Here is a 23,873-nt window from a genome sequence, read left to right as displayed (position 1 = left end):
GCTTCTCTCCTCCTACTCTTCGTGAAATATTTCTAAATCTTTACCAATCATAATCACCTTATATTCTCCCGTTAGAAATTCTTTTCTAGTTTTTGAATTCTTAATTACATCCGTTGTAAAAGAGTCAAATTTATCATTAAACACAATATAAATTGAGATATTTGAAACGAGCTTTTTATCTATCATTTTTGCTGCATTTTTTTTTTGCACCACCATAGATATCATATTTTTTTGCAATATCTTCCTTCACGTAAATATCTACGTTTGCGTTAAAATATTCGTCTTTACTGTAGATCTCCTCAATTTTGGTGTCCTTGTTTAACCGGTCAGGAAACACGCCTTCGCCAAACGATACCGAGAATTTAAAATCCTCGAAAACTCTCTAACAAATCCGGAAACAACCTCTGCGTACTCCTGACTGATATATTTTCCGATATACCCATCGCTAAAGCGGTAGGTTCCGTCACTTTTCTTGGTGCCCCGAACTTCGAAATAATCCGCCTCCGAACCGTTTTTAGGATAGAGGTACATACTTTTGTAACTGTATGCCCAATTGCTGTCGCTGAACGTCATAGGCACGAATTCCTCACCGTACTTTTCCTCCAAATAGGACAGTACTTGCTCTTTAATGATCTCCGGATCCGGTTTGACCTCTTCTTGCTCCTGTTGTCCGCTCTCGTGAAGCCGTGGTTGTTCCTTCTTCATACACCCGCTCACTCCAGATGCAATCAAAACTGCCGCTAAAATGATCAGCAGCAACCGTTTCGAAAGATGGTTCAATATCGTATCCCTCCACACAGGAAAATCATTTTTATTGAGGCACCGGCCTTCCCTTACCACTCCAGATTGAAGTCGGGAAGTTTGAAAAAACTCTCCATACGACAAGCAATAGCCTGATCGAGGCATTCCTTGACCCGTTCCAGTTCCTGATCCAGCAAATCGAAAATTTGCACCTTGAAGCTATCCATTGGTGTAACCATATCATTCGATTCCTGTTCAAGCGTAAACAGAGCGACTCCCAGAAACAACGTCTGAACGCTCTCGAATATTCGAACAACGATATCGGAAGCTTTCATGGCATAGTCCTCTGCGGTTTCTGTCACCCTGGATTCAAAATCTTCATCGGAGATTTTTGCCAATTCGGCAGTCATTTCATTGCGGTTGGTTTCCAAACGTCTGGCGGCATATCGTACTGTATCGTTGATCGATCGTACAATTCCCTCTTTGCTCAGTTCACCGACCTTCAAGAACACGGAATAAACGCCCAGGTCAGCTAGTACGGAGGCTTCAGCTTCATCCTTCGATCCCGGGAAAAACAGCTCCCAAATGTCAGGCTCAACTTCCCCCGCCACATTGTAGAACCAGCCCACAAACCGCGAAAAATCGCTTTGCTCCGTTACGATGGCTTTCCCATGAGTATCGAACTCCAGCTTTTTATAGAAAAAGTCCTCGTCTTCTTCGTCCAGATCAGCTACTTGCTTAACGAACGCCACTTTTTCCGTATGATTGCCCACCGGGTCGTCTTCTCCGACGTAGTTGACGGCTTTCCCCGGTAGAGGGTCCATACTTGGTGCACCAAAAACAATCGCCTCCGCATCCAGCATTTCTGCCAATTGCGCGGCTCTCCAGCCGCCTTGGCCTAAACCGGTAAATGAACAGATCACCCCTGCCGGTAATGTATCGAGGAGGGTCTGCGCAATATGGTCAATATTAACCTGATATGTATGATTTTCAGCAGATTCCGATAGCTCGGCAACCACAATAACGCTACTGTTATAACTTTCATTTATAAACGTAAACCATTCAAGTTTACTTCCTGCGCTCCGCTTCTCCCGCAACTCCACATCAACAAAATGGGCAGAGTTAAAAATCGATTGGGCCAGATCTCCTTGCTTCCGGTCTGCGAGATTTTGCCGCAAACTTCGGACAATCTCCATTAATCCGCCTGTATGCTGCGTGTTCAACAAACCGGTATTTGCCATTTCGCACAGCAACAAATAATCCTTATCACTAAACATATTTTCGTTCTCCCTTATAAGGATAAAATAGGATCTTCTTTTGGGTGTGCCTATTTTCTGCTCTTCTGTTTCTGCTGCTGTTGCTGCAACTCCAGCGCCTTTCTCGCCGCTTCAGCCCGACGCCGATCATCCGCAATCTGAACTTCTCGGGCCAGTCTTTCAAGACCGGTCTCCACATCGCGGATCTCGGTATACAGGCGGTCGATTTCAGTACGGGTTTTTCCCAGATAGTCCTGCTTAAAAGCTTCCCCTGCTTTGCCCTTCCACCAGCTTGCAGCATCATGCACTGCCGACGTCATCTGTTTCTCCATTCTTTTCAAATCTGCCTCACCCTGCGACGCTCTCCTTGCCGTGGAACGTATTTCGCTCGTTGAGTACACGACGATTCCCCCATTGCAAAAAAAATGATTTTCTCGTACACGGAATAGAACTATTTACCAAATATACTACCTGATTTTCGTTCCAATCTCTACCATCCATGGGATTAATCTCGAAAAATATTCTTTTCAACCATATCGCCTTTGTCCACTGTCCAACCGACGTTCTCAACGCAACGCCTGAAAAGTATAAATCTACAATGAGTGTGCAGCGAGAACCTAGTATGCTTAGAGAATATGCCGAGTATGAAGAAGCGTGCTTGTTATGCGTGCGGCTTGATTGGGGTGGCGAGCAGGCGCAACTTGGGTATGCATAATAGGTAACTTGCGGTGAGTGGAGGTAGCTTTGGTGAGTCGAAGTAACTTTGGTGAGTCGAAGTAACTTCGGTTAGTCGAGGTAACTTTGGTGAGTCGGAGTAACTGGGGGTTCAGAGTAATTTGAAGTGTTCGGAGCAACTTAAGGCGTTCGAATTGGCTTTGGTGAATCTCAGTAACTCTAACGGACACAGCGGACCTTAATCCCGCGAAATATGGGGTTGTGGAAATCTAACGGACACAGGAGCCGTTAAATTGGAAAAATCGGCGGCAATCTGGACATCTGAGCCCCATTAAGGGCTCTGGTGTCCGTTAGATTTTGAAAATGCCGTTTTTCGGAGAAATAGCGGCTCTCATGTCCGTTAGAGCAAAGTGGTCCCACTAATGCTTAGCGGCGGGTATCCACCTGTTCTCTAATCCGCTGCACCGCCATGCGGATTTCGTTCGCCGGTACCGCGGTGACCGCAGAGATCACGGCGACCCCGTCCGCGCCTGCGCGGACGACTTCTCCGGCGAGCTCGGCGGTGATTCCGCCGATGCCGACCATCGGCAGCGCGATCCCTTGGCCGCGCAACTCGCGAAGAATGCCCGGCCCCTGCACCGCATGGGCGTCGGCTTTGGACACGGTCGGATAGATCGGGCCGATGCCCAGATAATCCGCGCCCTGACGGACCGCGAGCCGCGCTTCTTCGACGGTGTGGGCGGACACGCCAAGCAGCCGGTCCCCGATCCTCGAGCGGACCGTGTCCGCTGTTTCATCATCCTGCCCGATATGGATCCCGTCGGCCCCGATTTCGAGGGCCAGGTCCACATCGTCGTTGATGATGAACGGAACTTCAGCCCGGCGACAAGCCGCCTGAAGCTGGAGCACCAGCGCCAGCCGGGCGTCTCCTACGAGTGCGCCGGGTCCTTTTTCGCGGAACTGGACCAGGGTAACGCCGCCGGCCAAGGCTTCCTCCACTACGCGTAGCGGTTCCGCAACGCAATTCGTGCTGCCGATGACCAGGTACATCCGCAATAATTCCCGCATTCGCGCAGGAGAGATTCTCCCACTATTGACGCTATTGACGCTCCTGCCGTTCTTGCCACTCTTATCGCTCATGCCGTCCTCCCGACTCATCTTGCGGACACCGCCATTCTCCGGCGGTAAGCCCAGTGATTGGTCGGACCGTGTCCATGGCCCAGCTCCAATACGTCCTCAATCGCTGCCTGAATGAAATCCCTTGCGAGGGATATCGCTTCCGGCGCAGGCAAGCCTTTGGCCAGTCCCGCGGTTAGTGCGGCGGAATAGGTACAGCCCGTTCCGTGCGTATGGACCGTATGTATTCTCTTCCCGCTCAATTCCGTAAAGCCGCTGCCGTCATATAGCAGATCAACGACTTCCATGCTACCGTGGAGTCCATGCTGATAAATTCCCTCATGCACATTTCCCCCGGCATTCCCGTCTTCCCCTCCGTTCACCATCTTCACCGCATTCATCGCATTCGCAACTTTCCCCGCTTTCCCGTCGCCCCCGTCATGTCCGCCCTTGATCACGACCAGCTTCGGTCCCATGGCGCTAATGATTTTCGCGGCTTCCCTCCGGTCCTGCATCGTGCTGATCGTCATCCCGGCCAGGACTTCCGCCTCCGGAATATTCGGCGTGACTACCAGGGCCAGGGGAAGCAGCTCCTCTTTTAACGCGAGGACCGCTTCCTGCCGCAACAGCTCCGCGCCGCCTTTCGCAATCATCACCGGATCGACGACGACCCGCTCCCAGCCGAATTTTCTGATTTCGGCGGAGACGGCACGGATGATGCCGGCGTCAAACAGCATGCCCGTCTTCACCGCATCGACGCCGAGGTCGGAGCCTACCGCCCGGATTTGCTCTGCCGCCGCCTCCGGCGGCAGCGGGTAAACCCCGCTGACTCCGAGCGTGTTCTGCACCGTTATCGCCGTAATGGCCGACATCCCGTAAACGTCCAGTTCCTGGAACGTTTTGAGGTCGGCCTGGATCCCGGCTCCGCCGCCGCTGTCCGATCCGGCGATCGTCAGCGCCTTTGAAATGCGGAGGCCGGTCACGACAGGCCTCCGGCAGCCGTCGTCTGGATTTCCCGGACGGCGGCGTATCCCTTCAGCGAATGCGGATGCAGCTTCGCCAGTTCGTCCAGGAAGGCGGTCTGGAAGCTGCCCGGCCCGAATGCGGCCGTTCGCTCGGCAGCGCGGGAAGCCGCCGTGCCATAGAAGGCCAGCCCGGCCGTTCCGGCAAGCAGCAAATCCTGCTCGACCGCCGCAAAAGCACCCAGCACCGACGTCAACAGGCATCCCGTGCCGGTTACCTGAGTCATCAGCGCGTCTCCGCCGCTGATCACCCGGCACAGCTTGCCGTCGGTGATAACATCTTCGCGCCCGGTAATGGCTACGACGGTTCCCAGTTCCTTCGCGGCCCGTACGGCCAGAACGGCATTGTCGTAGCTTCCGCTCTCCCCGGCGTCCACGCCCTTGATCTCGCGGGCTTCACCGACGAGATGGGCAATTTCCGCCGCATTGCCGCGTACCAGCGAAATCTTGACGTCTCGTAATATCCTCAGCGCGGATTCCGTCCGGAACCGGGTTGCTCCCGCCCCAACGGGATCAAGTAACACCGGCACCCCGTTTGCGTTGGCGGAGAGCCCGGCTATCACCATCGCGTCCACCAGTTCGGCGGTCAAAGTTCCGATATTCAGTACCAGAGCTCCCGCAACTTTGGCCATATCGGCAACCTCTTCGGGAGCATAGGCCATCACCGGCGAGGCGCCCAGCGCATAAAGCCCGTTTGCCGTAAAATTGGTTACAACCACATTGGTCATGTTATGAACCAGCGGTTTTGCTTTTTGCATTTTCGTTAGGAGAAAAGACAACTCTTTTTCCAGCATACTCATGTTCATCCACCTCTCACTTAGCTTTAATATTGCGTCAAAGATTTAAGCTCACAGCACCGCTGCCTGCATCGGAACCGGCCATACCTCCTGCTTATAAGCCATGTCCCAAAACATATACTCCAATTGACAGCTATGCATAAAATGTTCCCTCATCCGCGCACGTTCAGCAGCGGTAGCCGCTTCCGCCCACGCATCCACTTGCATCCGCATTTTTGTTGTAGCATCGCCTGCCTGATCTCCGTAAAACGAGATCCAGTCGCAGAACGGATGCGAATCATCGGGGCGTACTTCCTCCATCAAGGTTTGACCGATTTCCATATACGTCCAGGGACACGGCAGCAGCACCGCCATAATTTCACCAAGGCTGCCTTCATGAGCAACGGTCAGCATATGCCGGATGTAATGGTGTGCGGACGGCGCTAACGGATAACCCTGCAATGCCTCGTAAGTCACCCCGGCAGCCGTGCAGAAATTTTGATGCGGATGAACCTCGCTATGCAAAATAAAATGGATCTGCTCTTGAAACATCGCGATGTCCTCGCGTCGTGAGCATTTTGAAATCGCAATGCCGTAAATCCGCATATAGGCATTCAAATATTCGTAATCCTGTTTGACGTAATGGATCAACTGTTCCCGGCTCAGCCTTCCTTCCGCGATGCCCCGTACAAAAGGATGTTCAAAGATTGCCTGGAACAAGCCGTCCGCCTCACGGCGAAGCTCTTCAGAGAAACTCACCTTTCCCACCTCCGATTGAATAAATGACATTAAGAACCGAAAGTACCGCTAGCGGGTCCGTACATTCGTTATTATGGAGCCCAATAAGCACCAAAAAAGCCGCCCCGGAAACGGAGCGGCTTCATCTGCGTGAACTAAACAACCAATCTGCATGAAGATGTAAAAGGCCGGCTCCACTTTCCTACGCTAGTACGAACTAGATCAGGTTCAAAGGGTCCAAGATTGATTCTTGTCTCAGCCGAACACGGCTCCCCTAGTGGACTTCCTATTCTATTGTTTATAACTGTACTCAGGTTTACAAGATCTGTCAAACGTTTTGAAATTTCAAGGCCTAGCAATGCGTTTCCTGCTTCTTTACTTCTTATCGACCTGCAACACCATTACGGGTTTAAGCGTATAGGTATTCTTGATTTTCTCTTCTGCGATCACGTTCAATTTCACCAGGCTCGCGATTTTGGCGGAATCCGGTTTGGATAGCATGCGCCAAAGCTCCAGGTCCGGCAGTGCCTCGTACAGTTTCTGCTCATCGTATTCCCTGCGGTTCTGGGAAACAAGCTTCACCACATGGGTGCCAAGGTCCAGATTCACCGTCTCCCGCTCCCGGCAATAGTCCAGAATGGCCTGCCGCAGCTCCGTAAGCTCTTCTTCCAGCTCCTTTTGGCTTTGCTTCACTTGATAATATCGTTCCACGATCTTGTCCAAGCTTCTCACGCTCCTCTATATCCATGGATATGCCGGAGCGGGCCTTTTTAGGCCCATTTTCGGAACAGATAATTAGCCCGCCGCCTGTTCGGACAGAGGTAGCTTGATCGTAAACCGGGTTCCCGCCCGATGAACGCTTTTCAAGGATACCGTGCCTCCCATCGCCTGAATCGCCTGGTACGAGAAGGACAGCCCCAGCCCCGTTCCCTTCGATTTGGTGGAGAAAAAGACGGAGCCGAGCCGTTCGATCTGATCCTCCGTCATCCCGATTCCATTGTCCTCAATGATCAGGGTAGCTTTGCCGCCCGCAGCCGTAAGATCCAGGGAAACCTTTCCGCCCGGGATTTCGTAGCAGGCTTCAATCGCATTTTTTATCAAGTTCATAAGCACTTGTTTGGTTTTCTCGGGATTTGCCAAAATCCAGACGGGTCCGGCAGCGTATTGGCCATCCAACCCGACATTGTGCATATTCGCATAGGGACGCATTACCTCCATAGTAACCTGTAGAAGATGACGCAAATCCGTCGGTTCCTGATGATCCTTTAAGGGTTTTGACATGGAAAGATATTCGGAGAGAATATATTCGGTACGTTCCAATTCGCTTACGCAAATGTCGATGTAACGGTGAACACGGTCCCGTTCCAGGGCAGACTCACGGATCAGCTTTAAGAACCCCTTCACGGCCGTTAGCGGATTCCGCACTTCATGGACCAATGATGCCGCAACCTGGCTGATCATTTCCACCTTTTCATTTTGCGCATAATTGATAACAACTTTCTTTTCGATGACCGCCTTTTGAAATAACGAGATCAGTAACCAGTTACCGAAAAAATTTTGAACCGGAATAACGATAATATGAAACATTAAATTGTCTTCAAATGAATTGGGATTATGCAAGTACACAAGAAGAAGTGAAATGAGGGAGAAAACGGAGCCGGCCAATAAAATAACGGGCATCTTCCGCCGCGAATTCAGATAAAGCTTCCGGAGAAGTAGGGACAAGGGAAAAATAATGGTCATTAGCAGCATCGCTACGCCTGTTCCGTCACCGCCCAGATACAAACGGTACAGCACAAACTCCAAAATCAGAATGATCCCTGTCTGCAAGCCGCCGAAGATAAGTCCAAAGAAGACTATGACGTACCGGATGTCAAATAAGTACCCGCTCACCGCACTCGCTCCGAAGGTCATGGAAAGAAACAGACTGATTACGCTAGTGATGACTATAAACTTCTTCGTAAAGTTCCGGGGCTGATCCCGGTAGTAAACATTAAACATCAGAAAGGGCATCAGCGCAAAAAACAACTGGAGAATTATCTCTTTTAGAACGGTCATCCGAAGTCACCCTTCATCTCTGGACATAAAAATTAGGTTTTTTATAATAATTCCATATTTATATGTTAAACCCTTTAATCCCCAGGCTAACCATGACAGATCTCTCCGTGAAGGCGGCGCTTTCCCATCACCAGTTGTTCACCGCATGTCCGATAAAAGCTACCAAGTTCTCAATTTTGATAACCCGCCCGTCGTCCAGTACGGCTTTTCCCGTAAATGTACCGAATAACTGGTGGCATTTATTGTCTACGAACAACAGCTATAATCCGTTCAGACTCATCCACTCGTTCCTTGCCATCTGGGGCCGCGGATATTCCGGCAGCACCCGCTGCGGATCCATCTCTTTTCCCCACCCGGGTCTTCAGCCCCTCTCCGGCTTTCCAGCCGGCTTGTTCTTCATGCTGCATGACACCCTTCCGTTTCTGGGTTTCTAATAGCAATTCTAATCCATATTAGCTGTTTTGATAATCCATGTTTTGGAATTATTCAACCTTGAGTCGTTGGGCCGTTTTGCGATATGGTCATTTCAACCCTTCGTGCTTTCCACCGACTCCTCCAAAGCCTGAACATAAGCCAGCGCCAATTTGGAGAGCGCCGCATTTTTGTGGCAAATCCATCCGACATTGATATTTTCGCCACAATCAAGCGGAACCGGGATAATCTCGTTCCCGTTTAAATCCGAACTGAGAACCCCCGTAGAAATCGTGTATCCGTTCAGCCCGATCAGCAAATTGAACAGCGTCGCCCGGTCGTTAACCCGGATGCTTTTCGGATGGGACAGGGTACTGAGGATTTCCTCGGAAAAATGAAATGAATTGTATTCCCCCTGGTCGAACGATAAATAGGGATATTCCTGCAATTGATCAATCGTGACGATCGCTTGCTTGGCAAGCGGATTTTGGATGCTGATGAAAATATGCGGCTTAGCCACGAATAAACTATTGAACTGGAGGCCGGCATCTTTTAACAACTTGTTGATGACTTTGGCATTGAAATCGTTCAAATAAAGAATACCGATCTCGCTTCGCCGTGACTTCACGTCCTCGATGATTTCATACGTTTTCGTCTCCCGCAACGCCAACTCGTATTCTTCATGCCCGTATTCCCGTACCAGATTAACAAAGGCATTTACGGCAAATGCGTAGTGCTGGGTGGACACCGAAAAGTGCTGCGGAGGAAGCTTGCCGTTCAGGTAGCGGTTCTCCAAAAGTTCGGCCTGCTCAACGACCTGACGGGCGTAGCTTAAAAACTCGGAGCCTTCGTTCGTCAAGGTAATCCCCTTATTGGTACGTTCAAATATCGTGATCCGAATCTCTTCCTCCAAATCCCGGATTGCGTTGGATAGACTGGGCTGGGAGATGAACAGCCGCTTGGCCGCCTCATTCATGGAGCCGCGGCCCGCGACCTCGATGACATATTTCAGTTGCTGCAAGGTCATGGATTTCCCCCCACTCTATTGGTCTTATCCTCCTATTTTAGAAATGAATACACGGCTTGTGCAACATTTCGGCGGATATCCCGTCTGGGGTATATGAGAACAGCCAAAGAGAATCACACTAACTAACCAACATGCAGGAGGACTTACTCGATGAAAAAGATGAACAAAGCAATCGCTACAGCATCCCTATTGGCTATGACCGCTATCCCGTTGGCCGCATTCGCGCAAGATGTGCCGCCAGCGACTACCCCTCATCCGGGAGCTCTGATTCTGAACCAGGCCAAAGTAGTTCCGGGCACGTTGGGACAGATCACCGACTTCGTCAATGATCAAACCGGTAAATTCATCACCGTCACAGGTCGCGGATTGTCACAAACCGACCAAAGCGAAATTATTTTATCCATCACGAAAGATACCAAAATCGTTGACTCCAAAGGCAAAAAAGTTGCTCTGAAAACGATCGTGGATGAAAAGAAAGCCGTTAAAGCTTTCTATAGCCCAAACATTACCAAGAGCTTGCCAGCCCGCGGAACCGCTTTGACGCTGGTCGTTCAGGACCAAAATTTTGCGGCGATCGACGGCACGGTAACCGAAGTTAGAGATAACGGCATTTTAGTTAAGGGAACCGAATTGTACTCCGGCATCGAAGACAGCATCGTTCTGCATTTTGCCGATAAAGCCCAGCTTGTGGATCAAAACGGCAAAACCGTAACGGCGGCCGACATTAAAGCCGGAATGACGGTTAGAGCTTTCTACGGCCCGGCCGTAATGATGAGCCTCCCTGCTCAATCAACGACAAACTATGTTGTTGTAAACACGGAAAGTGCGGAAGGGGAAACGCAAACGCCTAGTGAGGAGGCACCCGGTACGAACGGAGTCATTACGAATATTGCGGACAACAAAATCACCGTAATCGGTAATTCGCTGGAACAGGGCGGTACCAACTACATTATTCTGACCGTGGATGAAAGCACGCAAATTCTGGATGAAAGCGGGAAAGTGCTGACGAAAGATGACCTGAAAACGGATCTGCGCGTTAAGGCATACTATCCTGAAATCATGACCATGATTTACCCGGCTCAATCCCATGCGGATAAGATCGTAGTGCAAGCCGCGGAAGCTCCAAAAGTAGTTGGAACGGTTAAGGCTTCCGAGCTGACTTCGGACGGTAAAATCTATGTCAATGTCGGTTCGGACGATTCGACGGACAATGATGTAATCTTGAATATCACTGAAGAAACGGTAATCATCCCGACGTTGGGCGGAGACACGGCTTTGAGAGCCGGCACGAAGATCGTCGCCTACCATTCGCCGATGATGACCCGCTCGTTGCCTGGCATGACCAACGCTGAAGTCATCATCGTTACGGATGACAAGGATGCCGTAACTCCTCGATAAGAACGGGTTTAATAAAAGAACCTTCAATCCGCCCGGCGCGGAATTGAAGGTTCTTTGTTTTATTGCATACGATTTAGTAATCTGCTCAGATCGATGTCCGTAACCAATCCGGTCTCATGCCAATGCTTGATGCAGCCGCTATTATTCAGAAGCACGCATTGCGGTTCATATCCCAGTCGTTTGGCCTGATATCCGCCGGATATGAGGTTGAGGATACATGCCACGCCGACGATGCCGACCTTCCCTGGTTGAATATGCTGCCGGCCGAAAGCCGTCGATGCGTGCGGAATGATGAACACTTGAAAGCCATGTTTCTTACCGAGGTCAGTGATGAGTTTGACCTGACAGTCCTTGCTGCAGCTCCGGCAAACATAACCGTTATCCGTTGCAACAGCTTTACAGCCTGACTCTCCTTTTTGCCGCATGCAGATCGGAAGGAGCACTCTCTTTTGTTCCGTATTCAAAAAATTCTCCCTAAACGCCCGGTTCATCATTTCCGCACCGACCATATTGAGATGATATTCCACCCGGCCACGGGTACAAAAGATCATGTTTTCTTTCCATTTGAGACGCTGAGCGTGCTGGTCGATGTACCGCTCCACATGAACTGTGTATCGTCCCAAGGCGTCCCGGCTTCGGGCTTCAAACCATTTCCCCAAGTCGACCGCCTGGTTTAGAGTTCGTCTGCCGTCTTCCCGGGATTTGCTTTTCAAGAAAGCAAGCCACTCGGCCATTCTGCGGCTTTCCTGCTCAAACTCGCCGGTGGCTTGAAGCCAGCCGATCAGATCAGCGAACCGGTTCACGCTCACTTTCGGATCTATCTGCTGCGTGCCCCGCAGGAGAAAGGGATTCAACATCCCTTTGATTCGTTCGATAAGGGTTCTGATGCGGCCACCTCTGGTCTTCCAGCTGTAAACCCCAGCCAGCATTTTGCCTCCGTATTTATGAAGGAATGCCGCCCGGCTGCCGTAACTGATCCAAAGCACGCCCAGCATTAAAAATTCCAATCCATGAATAAGCGGATCTCCGCTATCGCTCTGCCGGATCGCAACATAGCGGCTAAACTGACTCACTGCCGCTTCTTTCTCCAGCCTGCGGATCACCTCATCCGTGATTCGTGCCACATCCTCATAATACTTATCCGTTCCTGTTGCATCACTGCCATATAACGAATAGGTCACCGATTCCAAGCCATCACCTCGCTGCTGCAATTCAGTTGCGAAAATCATAACATCTTTGCCGAGGCAATATCAGTGATATTTCCAGCCACACGAAAAACCAGCCGCCGGATTATGGACCGGCAGCTGGTTATATACTTCAGGCTTACTTGGTATAGTTCTTGAAAATCCGGTAAATCACTACGGCCGCCTCCGCACGGGTTGTTAAGGCGTCCGCTTCAAAGCGGTTATCGCCTCTGCCCTGCATCAGGCCAAGCCCGGCAACCTGGGCCACCGCTTTTTTGGCCCAATCCTGGATGGCTTCGTCGTCGGCAAATCCGGATGCTTGCTCAACCGCCAGATCCTTATTTCCCAGACTCTCCAGCACTCTGGACAAAATGACCGCCATTTCCGCGCGTGTAATAGCTTGATCCGGAGCAAAGCTCTGATCGCTATATCCGGTTACGAAGCCTTTAGCCACAGCGGTTTGAACATCGTTATGATACCAGCTGCTGTCCGAAACGTCGCTGAACCGTACTTCACCGCCCGTGCTTTTTTCAAGCCCTAATGCACGGACGAGGAGCGAAACGAATTCGGCTCTGGTCACCTGAGCCTTAGGCGCAAACACATCCGCGCTCTGGCCGGTTACGATATCTTTTGCGGCGAGTACTTCAATCTCATTGACCGCCCAGGCGTAGTTCGCGCTGGTTACGTCCGTAAAAGAGATATTCTTGGCCATGTACATGTACCGGCTGAAACCGTTCAGAGTGACGACGATTTTACCGTCGATCAAACGCCCGACATGTTGGGTAAGCTGCCCTTTTTCGCCGATCTTAAACAGGCTGATTTTCTCCCCGTTCAAGGTCCCAGCGGCAAGTGCGCTAAGCGGAATGGACAATTCGGCCGGTTTGCTGAAGGTCAGCCCTTCCAGCGGTTTTCCGCTCTTATCCAAAATCGCGAAATCAAAATACGTGCCCAGCGGCTTGATCGAGCCCAGGCTCAAATCGGCCAATAGCTTCTTGGTCTCTTCTTCGGTTGCAGGAGTTACTTGGACAAACGCCGCATCCGCAGAAGTAACCGAGCCTGCCGGGAGCGTTAACGTAAAACCGTTAGGCAATGTAACCTTCGTAGGTTCATTAGCCTTAATTGCCTCTTTGACGGCTCCATTTACGGATGGTTGTTCCGGTTTTGGCGTCGGAGTGGTTGGAGAAGTCGTACTTCCGCCACCTCCGCTACTGCCGCCGGTTCCGCCATTTCCGCCTGTAGAAGGAGCCTTCGTCACCGTGACATCCACGCTTTGGGTCAATCCTTCGTAACTCACTTGCACAGTAGTACGGTCAGCCTTCTTACCGCTCACCAGCCCCTTCGCTACTGTGACTATACCAGCATTGGCTACCTTATATTGAGCTACTTCCGTCACGTCCGCCATCTTGCCATCCGGTCCTTTGTAGGTAACCGTCAGTTGCTTATCGGCCCCCTCTTGAACGGAGATGGATTGAGGTGTGACAGTAAGAACGGGCTGTTCCTGAACGGAGACCTGAACGCTCGGTTTCACATTCACGGCGATTTCATTGCCTTCGCCATCCAGCAGCTTCAAATTGGCAAGCTCGAACTCGTATTGCCCAAGCTCGGCTCCGGCGAATTCAAAGCTAGCCAGAGAGCCGCTACCGGAATAGCCGTCCGTCCCGTTCAAGCTGATGAATACCTCATGCCTGCTTGTATGCTCATCGTATTCGTATACGGCATCCGAAACCGTCAGCGGCTCGGATGGATTATGCAGCGCCTGATGGTTGCTGAGCTCATTACTGGACGCTAATGAAACCAGTTTCAGCCGGTTGCTGTACAGCAAATCGAATTGTGCGGAATAGACAGCGTCGGTAACCGCAAAACTCACGTTCAGCGGGAACACTTCATTAGGCAGTACATATTCGGATCCAACTACAGGAGCTACAAAATCATTCAATGTATACGTAGCCGTAGAGAGCGGTTCCGCCAATCCGTTTCCTGCCAAATCATAGACGAACACCTCGTAGGCGTTGTCTCCCGGATAAACCGGAACCTCGATCGCGAAGTTACCGGCGTCGTCGACACTTCCGTCAAGTTGCAAACCATTTTTCTTGTTTTTCGCCGCAACGCCGATAACCTGGCCGATTTTCACTCCTTCAGGACCCAACAAATCGTAAAGCAGATCACCGCTTACCTTGCCGGAAATGGTACCTGTCATCCCCAACTCATTCAAGATTATCGCTGGATCGTTAAGTTCAGCAATCGGAGCCTGCCTATCTATAATGAATGCAGTGACCTGATCCACCAACGGCTCTGCTTCTTCCGAGGAATTACCGACAAAAGGCACCAAATTGTACAAATCATCTTCGAGCTCCGATCCGTCCCATTCTCTCAAAATATAGATACCCGGGTCTATGCCTCCATCGCTCTCAATCAGTGGACCCAGCCATGTTCCATCCGAAGCGAATAAATCCAACGAGAAGTACGGTGTATATTTGTTCACGTTAAAAGAAAGATCCGCCAGGTCGGTTTCGCTATCCCCATTCGGCGAGAAAATATCCGGTACAACCATCAGATCCGTGACCACATCATATTCCCCGACATGGACCGATATCGGCATTTGAATCACGTGTCCGCTTCCTGCTTCGGTCAATATCAGTTCGCCTTCGTAGTAGGATTTGTCTGTATCATTCGGCACTTCCAGAGTGACGTCCAGAACATTTCCCCCTCCCGCAGGAACGGAAATAATTACGTCAGAAAGAACTACATTAATTGGAGCATCGCCATACCACTTGGCTTCTATCGAATACGACGAAGACTCTCCGACGATATCCTTGACAGTGACTTCACGCTTGACGGTTGTGCCATAATTGACCTGACCGAACGAAAGGCTGCCCGTATAATACGTTTCCAGTTCTCCATTGCCCACAAAGACCGTGCTTTCCTCGGTCATGGCAACCGCCTTCGCTTCCAGCACCTTATCGAGCGCCACGCGGCCCGCCCCTTGGTCCATATGCGTATACCGGTTCCCCGTCCGATCATATAGCTTTACGGCGTTGTTCATCAGCAAAGCTTTAAGCACATATTGACTTAAATCCGGATATTTCTGCTTCAACAGCGCTGCGGCACCTGCGATATGCGGGGCGGCCATGCTTGTGCCGTTTTGCGCTTCATACCATCCTTCATACTCCGGTACGCTCGACAGAATGCCTATCCCCGGCGCGGAGATATCCGGTTTGATGTCGCCGGAAGGCAGGGCAGGACCGCGCGAACTGAAGCCGGCCATAATGTCCTCTTCTACCGTGGATCCAAAGGAAACGCTCAGCGATGGATTTAAGGCAAGTTCCGCCTTCACACGATTACCGTAGACTCCGGAAAGGGCGTAAATCGGAATCGTAACGTTTGCGTTTCCGAGCGTCCCGCTTTCCAGCGCTTCAGGCGAATTGTTATAGATCAGGGCGGCGATGGCGCCGGACTGAATCGCATTTTCGGCTTTTTCCACGAACGAGATTTCGCCGCGCTTGATGAACGCGATTTTTCCGGTCAAATCTTTGCCGTCATAATCGGCCTTCTTGCCTAACCCGACGTCAACGAGTCCATAGGACTCCGTCAAGTTCTCGATCCCGCTGGATTTATCGAAGGTCTCCATGAAGAACTCGTCGCTCAATCCCGAAACCTTCAAGATCGGCGTATCTAACGGAGGTTTGGACGCCCCTACCGTGATCGCCAGTTCGGCCGAGCCCGGATCCGTTACCGTTTCTGCGTTCGGACCGGTGTTCCCGCTGGATACTACCGCTATAACCCCCGCTTGGACGGCATTGTTAATCGCGACGGAATCCGCAGATCGCTCGTTATTGGTATCCGAGCCAAGCGACAGATTGACAACGTCCATCCCGTCTGCCACCGCGCGCTCAATACCTGCGATCACATCTTCCGTAGACCCGCTGCCGTAAGGGCCCAGCACTTTATAAGCAAAAATTTGCGCTTCCGGTGCTACGCCCTTGATCCCTTCCTTGCCGTCCACGCCAATACCCCGACCGGCCACGATGCCCGAAACATGGGAACCATGGGAAGTCCAGTACGGTCTACCTGTGGCGCTGACTTCCGGCGTATTCGGATTAAGAGCCCGGGCTTTCAGAAAGTCTTCCTTCGTCGTTTCGTACGGTTCGTTATCATCGTTTACGAAGTCATAGCCCCAATACCCGTCCGGGATGGCGCCTTCCAGATCGGGATGGTCTTTGGCCGCCCCGGTATCGATTACGCCGACGTTAACTCCGCTGCCCTTTATGTCAGCGTCCCAGAAGGAATCGCTGCCTATGAAAGGAACGCTGCCTTCCGGCGTTACCAGAGTATCGGCTTCTTCAGCCGTTGCATACACCGTATTGTTGGGGTATACCGCTTTTACTCCGGGAAGCGCAAGCAGATCATCCACCTGATCGGCCGCAATGGTCAATGAAAAACCGTTAAAAATGCCGGAATATTCGCGCCCGATGTCCACGTTCAGTTTGCCGAGCGCGGACTTTTTAAAATTTTGCTGTTCCAGATCGACTTTCAGTTGATGTGATGACAGCGAAGAAGCGCCGGAACGCGCCTTGCTTTGCAGTTGCCCGGCTTCGAAAACTTTCACCGGCTCTTCCTGCAGTTCCACGATCACGGATATTTGTTCGCTGCTGTCTGTCAGAGGTACGAAATTTTGAGGCTCTATCGAAGATGACAAAGAGGAATTTTGCTTTTCAAGTGTCAATCCATCATTCGTAATCACTTTCTTCGCGGACTTGCTGAAAGCTTGATCTCGACTTTTCTCCAGCGTGACGCCCGAATTCAGAATAGCCTGATCCAGCGATACGGCATCACGGTCAAGTCTGGATACCACTTGGCTGGTGCTGGTTCCATCCACGCCAAGCGCTGCGCTCTCTTGCGCTCCTGCAGCCGGAAGGAGCAGGGTAAAGCTCAGCATAAAGCTTAATAGTCCGGCGATGGTTCTCCTAATTACTCTCCTACTCAAACTCTCATCTCCCTTTGGTATATTTAATTTTTAATGTGCCGAATCAAGCTGCCGTACTATATCTATTCTATGGGTTTGTAAAATTACCTCTTAAAATTTATAAAAAAATGATTATTTTTGTAAAAATACTAAATATTACATTTTTCGACGATAGACTATTTTTTTCTAACCGGATCGCCTTATTTCGAAGTCACAAAACAAAAAAGAACAGCATCCGACAGCACAAAGAAGCCCTTACGCAACCCAAAGGGTTGAACATAAGGACTTCCATTGTATAGAAATAATTTTAGTCAGGCATCTATTGGTTTGCTCCTGCCGTCACCAGACAACTGCCATCTAATTGAAATAAGTCGCCGGAATTCAAAATCGGGACAGAGAGATCTCCATTTATGAAATATTCAATCTTTCCAAACCGGCCAAGCGCTTCCCGATCCGGCAGCCACACCCATTCATCGATTTCCGACTGGCAGCGGTGAGCGCGGAATGCGGCAAGCTTTGACTCCAGGTGGTCGGACACGTCGATTTTCAGGATATCTTCCGGAGCATATCCGTAAGGCTCCGGGTGCTCCATCCTGTCCCCGAAAGAAATAAAATACAGCGCTCCTTTGCACCCGGCCCGATGATAAGCAGCGGTGGTTGCCTTCCCGATAGAACAGTGGTCGGGGTGACCGCCCAGTTTTTCATGAAAGGTCAATAGCACATCGGGAGCGATATCCCGGATCAAGTTCTCGATTCGCGTGGTTAAGCTCTCCTCGTCGATGAATTCCACGGTTTTGTCGCGAATATCCAGAAACATGAGCCGTCCGATTCCAAGAGAATCGCATGCAGCCTGCAATTCCTTTTCCCGTGCCGCGGCGATAGTCTCCCGGTTAAGATAAGGCGGATTACCCATTCGGCGCCCCATCTCGCCCCGCGTAGCGCTAACCAGCGTAATCTCGACGCCCTCCGCGGCATATTTAGCCAATGTCCCGCCGCAAATAAAAGTTTCGTCATCCGGGTGCGCGAACACCGCCAACAGCTTACGGGTCTTGCTCTGATTCATATCGTTCATTCGGGGAACGGCTCCTTTCCCAAATGGAGCGCAACGTCCATGCGTCCCCTGTCGTCAAATCCGGCCAGCAGCAGCCGGCCTGCCGGATCGAGCTCATAATGCGTGAGCCCTTCCATCCGCAGCCATCCGTGTCCGTCAAACCGGAGCGCCGCCCGATACGGGCCTTCTCCGTCCCCGGCAATAAAAGCATCCGTTACTTCTACCTTGAAATTGCGGACAAATACATACGAAGTCGCCTCGCTGTGAATAAAAGCGGCCGCTCCCACAAATTTGCGGAGTTCCGCCTCCGCCTGCATTCTGTCGATGTTTACCATCAAGTTAGATTACCTTCTTCTATAGAATAATTAAGAAATCTATTCTATTATATATCAGGAGTAAAGAATATCGGAATTCATAATCTGTATTCTGAATTTATCCGGCGAATGGATCTGCTCCAAATTAAGAAGCTGAAAAAAATTGGAATAGTAGCACCCTTGTTCGGTTTTCTTGGTTGGCTCCCCAAGAAGCCTCATAACCTGCTCCATAGTCTTTTCATTAAATTCACCTAACTCGACATAAGAATCCTCTCTTTATCTTCGCCGTATCCAGCCATCAACTTATATTTTATCCAATTTGATTCGCATAATAGCCCCAAAATTAATCGATTATTAATTCCAAGTCATCGTCCTCTGATTTATTATCCATTTTTGAATTTATCCTATGTAATAGTTCTATGATTTCTGCGAAGCCGATTACCAGCATTCCCGATATAAACCCGGCAGCCCAATAAATTAATGTAAGAAGCCAGGATTGTTCAAACGCATAATCGTCGTACCCATTAGTTTTAATTGAATTCATATTCTATAACTGTATAATTATACAATCGACTAATTTCCCGGGAGGCTGCCTACCCTTATGGGTCCAAATCATAAAATGATAGAAGAACTGGCCTTAAACAACTGGCCCGCTTTGTCCACCCTGCTCTATGACGGATGGGTGCTGCGTTTCGCCGAGGGTTGCACAAAACGGGCTAACTCGGTCAGCCCCTTGTTCGGTTCTACGCTGGATCTGGAACAGAAAATCATAGAATGCGAAAAGATCTATGCCGCCAATCAGTTGCCCGCCATTTTTAAAATCACCCCGTTTATCCACCCTGCCCATCTGGATACCGTACTGGAACAAAAGGGGTACCAATTAATCGATGTTACCAGCATGCAAACAATGCATCTGGACAGCCTTGCTGAACCCCGGCTTCATAACATCAGGATCGTGGAGCATGCGGATGAGGAATGGCTGGAGCAATTCGGCAGGCTGGACCAGGCTTCAGACCAGAAACTGGACACCATGAGACGAATGCTTTCCAATATCAAAACCCCAAAAGGGTTTATCCTCCTGTATCACGAGGGTCAAGTTGTTGCCTGCGGCCTGGGAGTCATTGAGCGGGGGTGTATCGGATTGTATGACATCGTCACGGATGCCGCCCATCGGAATCAGGGACTCGGAGAGCAGATGATATTAAACCTGCTGAAATGGGGCAAAGCCAATGGGGCGAGAGACAGTTATCTGGCCGTGGTCGCAAATAATGATCCCGCCCTGCGTTTGTATTCCAAAATCGGCTTCACCGAAGCGTACAGACACTGGTATAGAGTTCAAGGAAAAGCGAAAGGCTGACGACCTGATCTCAAAATTTTTTCTGCAAAATAAAAAGATCCGTGGGTTTTGTCCTGTTGGAGGGCTGCGTATAAAGCTCTACGCAATAGCTGTCAGCATCCAAGGCGGCCATCCCTGACAAAATGGGAGATTCCTTCTCGCAAACAATGGACTCCCCTGATATCGAATCGGAATATACGTTGTTCCCGGAGTTAACAAAACAGGATTTTAACTTCCCTTTATCCAGGGTAGCCCATCCATTCCCGTACTCATGGGTAAAGCGGAAGACATACCGCTCCTCTCCCAACCTTTTTGGAGCCCAAAGCGAATACAACGGAGATTCCAATTCCGCTAACGGCGCGCTTTGTACCTTACCAGCGGGCTCAATCGTGACCCGACTCAGGCAGTTATCGGTTACCGCGATGAGTTGAACCCATGGACCTTGCGAAACGGAAACAACGGAAAAGAGATCGCAATCCAGGTGGACGGTGCTTTGCTGCCCGATATTTCCGTCGATATCCATCTTTCGGATCAATAGATTCCCATCGGCGTAGGAGAAGGCGTACATCCTCTCATGATCCTCATCGATAACTACATGCTCGCACTGCGGCAGTGGTATTTTCACGGTTTCCCGCTTCTTAAAAGTACCGTCTGCAAATTTAAGAATCTCCAGTTTGTCCTCTTTTTTCGGATTGAAAATATCCCGGTTATGGAAAACGGAACTTTCCCCCACATTCCCCACGTATTCACCGACCATATTCCGAATCGGCTTAGGCTGGTCAACGCCGCTTCGGTCCAGTACGGGGAGAACGATGTCCGAGCCGGTTTTCATAGGGTCCTGAATGCATACGAAGGGAACGCCGTCCGGGCTTAAGAACAGGCTGGGAAGCACCCCTTCCGTTTCCGCCAGCGCGTGTCTAATTGTGCCGTCCATATCAAGTTCGATATAGGCAACCTCATAATTTTGATTAGAATCATAGACGTATACCGCATGAACCGTGCTGCCATGGAGCGTTGACGTTACGCCATGACTGTTAAGCCCGTAAGGATTGCTGATTTTGAACATCCGGCTATGTGCCGAATGTTCCTGCGGGACATGCTCTGTCGCTAACAAGTGAAGCACCTCTTTTAAATGAGTCATCCTCTTAGCCCCCTGTAATTTTATTCATTTCAGCAAATCACGCTTAAAATGTTCAAGCAAAATAATCCCGCTGCAATATCCCGTAGATCTCCAAATCAACGATGCCCTTACCCGTCCATACTTTCGCCTGTCTCAGAGTTCCTTCCTTAAGGAAACCGTTCTTGAGCAGCACCTTTTTCGAGGCTTCATTTGCAGGCATGACTTCGGCCTGAATCCGGTTGACTCCCGCTTCCTTGAATAGAAACTCTACCAAGAGTGCAACAGCTTCACTAGCGATTCCCCGGCCCCAATAACCTTCCGCCAAAAAGTAACCGATCGTCACCATGTTCACCTTCTGATCAAAATCGCATGCTTCGAGAATGCCGACCATATCATCTCCGGCAAATATTCCCCACTTGACTCTCGTTTTCTTCAAATAATCCCGTTGAAAGTGTCCGATCATGTTTCTCACGGTCTCTTTGTTGTGCTTCGGCAGAATCCCGCAATAGTCGAATACCCGGTCATTGCTATAGATGGCGAATACGCCTTCCAAGTGCTCTTCTTCGATCTTTTGAATCCGAATCCGCTCCGACTGCAACACCGGCAACTGTTCCTTGAAAATAGCGTCCATAATCATAGGAAATATCTCACCGAATCCTTTCTTTGAAATTGATGTGTCCGCTGACTCAAGCATAAATGTTAAATATAGGATACCACAACACAATCATGGTCTTCTTCCACTTTTCTCATAAGACAATAAAAACACCTTTCCCATAATTAGAGAAAGGTGCTTTGGGTTAGAAATTGACCCGGAATTGCTACTCTTGTTGACCTCCCTGGTAGGCGGTTTCATCCTGCCGCACCTTGCGCCCGGCTGCCTTTGCTTGCTCAAGCAGCTTGGTAGCGTCATCCTGCGGTCTATATCCGATCAAGTCCTCCAAATAGTCAATGTTGTAATAGTTGTCGCTATTGGCGGAGGTGCCGTATAAATTCAAATACGGCAGTTCGTCGTCAGCTTCAATGCAGCAAATGATCAGTTGAAGCATGTCACGCTCGGAGATCCAGATATGTCCCGCACGCTCGGAATGGGGGCGATCGTCTCCCGGAAAGTTGCCGATACGAATATTGAAAGAAGAGATTTTGCCTTGGTCCGAATAAAGCCGGCCCAGCAGTTCGATATAGCATTTGCTTAGCCCGTAAAAGCTATCGGGACGGTAAGGATCCTCGGGATCTATCTTCTCGTCCGTCTTGTAAAAACCGGTTGCATGATTGGAGCTGGCGAATACAATGCGCCGCACGCCATTTTGCACCGCCGCTTCAAATAACTTGTATGCACCGCTTACGTTTCCCGCGAGCACCTTGCCCAAAAAATCCCCGTTATCCTTAATCCACGCGAAATGGAGCACCGTATCGATTCCCTCCGTCAACTCCGACAACCTTGCTTCATCCGCAATGTCTATGTTCAAAATGCCTTGCTCATCATCCTCCTGAATATCCGCTCCGATAACCTCGTACCGGCCATCTTTTTGTAAACCCTTGTACATTACGTTTCCTATGGTGCCGGACGCTCCCGTAATCAACAGTTTGCGTTTCATTGGTCACCAACTCCTTTCCCATCCAAATCGTCACTGGTATTACGTGATGGGTATTTCTGTTAGTTATTACCCGTTGGAGAAAGGAAATATACCGGCGGAACAAAGCCGGAGTTGGAAAGCGGGCTTTAATATAGGCTATAATTAGGAGGACCGACAGCATTCCATACTTTTTTGCAAGAAGGACGGTAAACATGACAGACAATCCCATTGAACAAATGAAGGTTATTCAAAAAAATTTAACACGCTTCATGATGATGTATAAATTCGCCTTGCATGAAGTGGAAACGAAAATTGAAATTTTGCAGGAAGAATTCCAATTGCTGCACGATTACAATCCGATCGAACATACGAAATCGAGATTAAAGTCTCCGGAGAGCATTATGAAGAAGCTATACCGCAAAGGCGGGGCAGGCTCACTTTCCGACATCAAAAACAATATCAAAGATATAGCGGGCATTCGGATCACGTGCTCTTTTATCTCGGACATATACCGGATCAGTCAAATGCTGCAAAGCCAAAAAGACTTAAAGATCGTATCCGTCAAAGACTATATTAAAAATCCGAAGCCGAACGGCTACAAAAGTCTTCACCTGTTGGTCGAAGTTCCCGTATTTATGTCCGACCGCGAGGAACTGATCTGCGTCGAAATCCAAATCCGCACGATTGCCATGGATTTCTGGGCCAGTCTGGAGCACAAAATTTTTTACAAATACAATGAAGCTGTCCCCGATCGCTTGCTCAAAGACTTGAAAGTTGCGGCCGACACCGCCTATGAACTGGATTTGAAAATGGAGCAGCTCCAACAAGAGATGGAAGAAATCAAACTGGCTCATCAAACGGAGTCCAGTCTCGATCTCCAATTGTTGATTAGCAACGAAAAATTCAGAATTCCCGATAACCTGCTCAAATTAGTCTCGGAGGGACTGGGGCAGGCCTAGGTTTAACGAGTTTATATCTTCAATGTCCTCTTGATGTGGACTTTATTTAAAAATGTCTTTCAAATAGTGGACACTTTCCTTCAGCAGGCAATTACTTCAATACAGACGTAATGACTGTATGTAGTAGGAATACAAATCTTCCGCATCTAAATAT

Annotated in this window: 23 protein-coding genes and 1 riboswitch; of the genes, 4 read left to right on the top strand and 19 right to left on the bottom strand. The window is 49.9% G+C overall.

The features are described from left to right. Positions 1-12: 12 nt before the first annotated feature. The 11 genes from ACLB09_RS19790 to ACLB09_RS19740 all read right to left on the bottom strand — a co-directional run bounded on the left by ACLB09_RS19790 (position 13) and on the right by ACLB09_RS19740 (position 8,638). Positions 13-237 carry a hypothetical protein gene (locus ACLB09_RS19790; RefSeq protein ID WP_410771579.1) on the bottom strand — a complete coding sequence of 75 codons (225 nt, stop codon included), beginning with the start codon at positions 235-237 and terminating at the stop codon, positions 13-15. Between the two features lie 81 nt (positions 238-318). Further along, positions 319-780, bottom strand: coding sequence for a hypothetical protein (locus ACLB09_RS19785; protein WP_410771578.1), 462 nt, complete (start codon positions 778-780; stop codon positions 319-321). Between the two features lie 53 nt (positions 781-833). Further along, a complete protein-coding gene (locus ACLB09_RS19780; protein ID WP_410771577.1) occupies positions 834-2,018 on the bottom strand; it encodes a hypothetical protein in 1,185 nt (394 codons plus the stop codon). 50 nt (positions 2,019-2,068) lie between these two features. Further along, entirely contained in the window at positions 2,069-2,398 is a 330-nt protein-coding gene (locus tag ACLB09_RS19775) for a WXG100 family type VII secretion target (protein ID WP_410771576.1), read from the bottom strand. Positions 2,399-3,098: 700 nt separating this feature from the next. Continuing rightward, positions 3,099-3,812, bottom strand: coding sequence for a thiamine phosphate synthase (gene thiE / locus ACLB09_RS19770; protein WP_410771575.1), 714 nt, complete (start codon positions 3,810-3,812; stop codon positions 3,099-3,101). A gap of 14 nt (positions 3,813-3,826) precedes the next feature. Continuing rightward, positions 3,827-4,771, bottom strand: coding sequence for a bifunctional hydroxymethylpyrimidine kinase/phosphomethylpyrimidine kinase (gene thiD, locus ACLB09_RS19765; RefSeq protein WP_410771574.1), 945 nt, complete (start codon positions 4,769-4,771; stop codon positions 3,827-3,829). Beyond that, a complete protein-coding gene (thiM, locus tag ACLB09_RS19760; protein WP_410771573.1) occupies positions 4,768-5,610 on the bottom strand; it encodes a hydroxyethylthiazole kinase in 843 nt (280 codons plus the stop codon). The genes thiD and thiM overlap by 4 nt, the downstream gene beginning before the upstream one ends. Positions 5,611-5,658: 48 nt before the next feature. Then, entirely contained in the window at positions 5,659-6,345 is a 687-nt protein-coding gene (tenA, locus tag ACLB09_RS19755) for a thiaminase II (protein WP_410771572.1), read from the bottom strand. A 161-nt stretch (positions 6,346-6,506) separates the two neighbouring features. Beyond that, positions 6,507-6,610, bottom strand: a riboswitch (TPP riboswitch). Between the two features lie 89 nt (positions 6,611-6,699). Beyond that, positions 6,700-7,047 carry a hypothetical protein gene (locus tag ACLB09_RS19750; protein WP_410771571.1) on the bottom strand — a complete coding sequence of 116 codons (348 nt, stop codon included), beginning with the start codon at positions 7,045-7,047 and terminating at the stop codon, positions 6,700-6,702. A 72-nt stretch (positions 7,048-7,119) separates the two neighbouring features. After that, entirely contained in the window at positions 7,120-8,382 is a 1,263-nt protein-coding gene (locus ACLB09_RS19745; RefSeq protein WP_410771570.1) for an ATP-binding protein, read from the bottom strand. A 127-nt stretch (positions 8,383-8,509) separates the two neighbouring features. Beyond that, the gene (locus ACLB09_RS19740; protein ID WP_410771569.1) at positions 8,510-8,638 is read right to left on the bottom strand and encodes a DUF2804 family protein; all 129 of its coding nucleotides are present in this window, start codon (positions 8,636-8,638) and stop codon (positions 8,510-8,512) included. Between ACLB09_RS19740 and ACLB09_RS19735 the strand changes: the two genes are divergently transcribed. Then, complete coding sequence (locus ACLB09_RS19735) at positions 8,625-8,816, top strand: hypothetical protein (RefSeq protein ID WP_410771568.1); 192 nt, start codon at positions 8,625-8,627, stop codon at positions 8,814-8,816. The two genes, ACLB09_RS19740 and ACLB09_RS19735, sit on opposite strands and share 14 nt — an antisense overlap. Before the next feature lie 92 nt (positions 8,817-8,908). On the opposite strand, the gene ACLB09_RS19730 is transcribed toward ACLB09_RS19735, so the two are convergent. Further along, positions 8,909-9,820 (bottom strand): LysR family transcriptional regulator, encoded by a 912-nt coding sequence (locus ACLB09_RS19730; RefSeq protein ID WP_410771567.1) that lies wholly within the window; start codon positions 9,818-9,820, stop codon positions 8,909-8,911. A gap of 150 nt (positions 9,821-9,970) precedes the next feature. On the opposite strand from ACLB09_RS19730, the gene ACLB09_RS19725 reads away from it, so the two are divergent. Further along, entirely contained in the window at positions 9,971-11,218 is a 1,248-nt protein-coding gene (locus ACLB09_RS19725; RefSeq protein ID WP_410771566.1) for a peptidase, read from the top strand. A 59-nt stretch (positions 11,219-11,277) separates the two neighbouring features. On the opposite strand, the gene ACLB09_RS19720 is transcribed toward ACLB09_RS19725, so the two are convergent. From ACLB09_RS19720 to ACLB09_RS19705, 4 genes are all read right to left on the bottom strand, one after another. Then, positions 11,278-12,399, bottom strand: a complete 1,122-nt coding sequence (locus ACLB09_RS19720) for a DUF116 domain-containing protein (RefSeq protein ID WP_410771817.1) — start codon at positions 12,397-12,399, stop codon at positions 11,278-11,280. A 142-nt stretch (positions 12,400-12,541) separates the two neighbouring features. Further along, a complete protein-coding gene (locus ACLB09_RS19715) occupies positions 12,542-17,386 on the bottom strand; it encodes a S8 family serine peptidase (protein ID WP_410771565.1) in 4,845 nt (1,614 codons plus the stop codon). A gap of 298 nt (positions 17,387-17,684) precedes the next feature. After that, entirely contained in the window at positions 17,685-18,437 is a 753-nt protein-coding gene (locus ACLB09_RS19710) for a PIG-L family deacetylase (protein ID WP_410771564.1), read from the bottom strand. After that, positions 18,434-18,751: a DUF1806 family protein gene (locus ACLB09_RS19705; protein WP_410771816.1), complete on the bottom strand. Its 318-nt coding sequence runs from the start codon at positions 18,749-18,751 to the stop codon at positions 18,434-18,436. The genes ACLB09_RS19710 and ACLB09_RS19705 overlap by 4 nt, the downstream gene beginning before the upstream one ends. A gap of 580 nt (positions 18,752-19,331) precedes the next feature. Here ACLB09_RS19705 and ACLB09_RS19700 point away from each other — a divergent pair. Beyond that, entirely contained in the window at positions 19,332-20,087 is a 756-nt protein-coding gene (locus ACLB09_RS19700; RefSeq protein WP_410771563.1) for a GNAT family N-acetyltransferase, read from the top strand. A 10-nt stretch (positions 20,088-20,097) separates the two neighbouring features. Here the strand turns inward: ACLB09_RS19700 and ACLB09_RS19695 are convergent, their stop codons facing one another. The 3 genes from ACLB09_RS19695 to ACLB09_RS19685 all read right to left on the bottom strand — a co-directional run bounded on the left by ACLB09_RS19695 (position 20,098) and on the right by ACLB09_RS19685 (position 22,781). Beyond that, entirely contained in the window at positions 20,098-21,207 is a 1,110-nt protein-coding gene (locus ACLB09_RS19695; RefSeq protein ID WP_410771562.1) for a hypothetical protein, read from the bottom strand. Positions 21,208-21,259: 52 nt separating this feature from the next. Then, complete coding sequence (locus ACLB09_RS19690; protein WP_410771561.1) at positions 21,260-21,823, bottom strand: GNAT family N-acetyltransferase; 564 nt, start codon at positions 21,821-21,823, stop codon at positions 21,260-21,262. Between the two features lie 181 nt (positions 21,824-22,004). Then, positions 22,005-22,781: an NAD-dependent epimerase/dehydratase family protein gene (locus ACLB09_RS19685; protein WP_410771560.1), complete on the bottom strand. Its 777-nt coding sequence runs from the start codon at positions 22,779-22,781 to the stop codon at positions 22,005-22,007. Positions 22,782-22,972: 191 nt separating this feature from the next. Between ACLB09_RS19685 and ACLB09_RS19680 the strand changes: the two genes are divergently transcribed. Then, entirely contained in the window at positions 22,973-23,719 is a 747-nt protein-coding gene (locus tag ACLB09_RS19680; RefSeq protein WP_410771559.1) for a GTP pyrophosphokinase, read from the top strand. Positions 23,720-23,873: the final 154 nt, after the last annotated feature.

The organism is Fontibacillus forbon (assembly GCF_046559655.1).
Taxonomy (GTDB): Bacteria; Bacillota; Bacilli; order Paenibacillales; family Paenibacillaceae; genus Fontibacillus.
The sequence above is the reverse complement of the archived record's forward strand: the minus strand, read 5'-3'. Positions and strand labels throughout refer to the sequence as shown.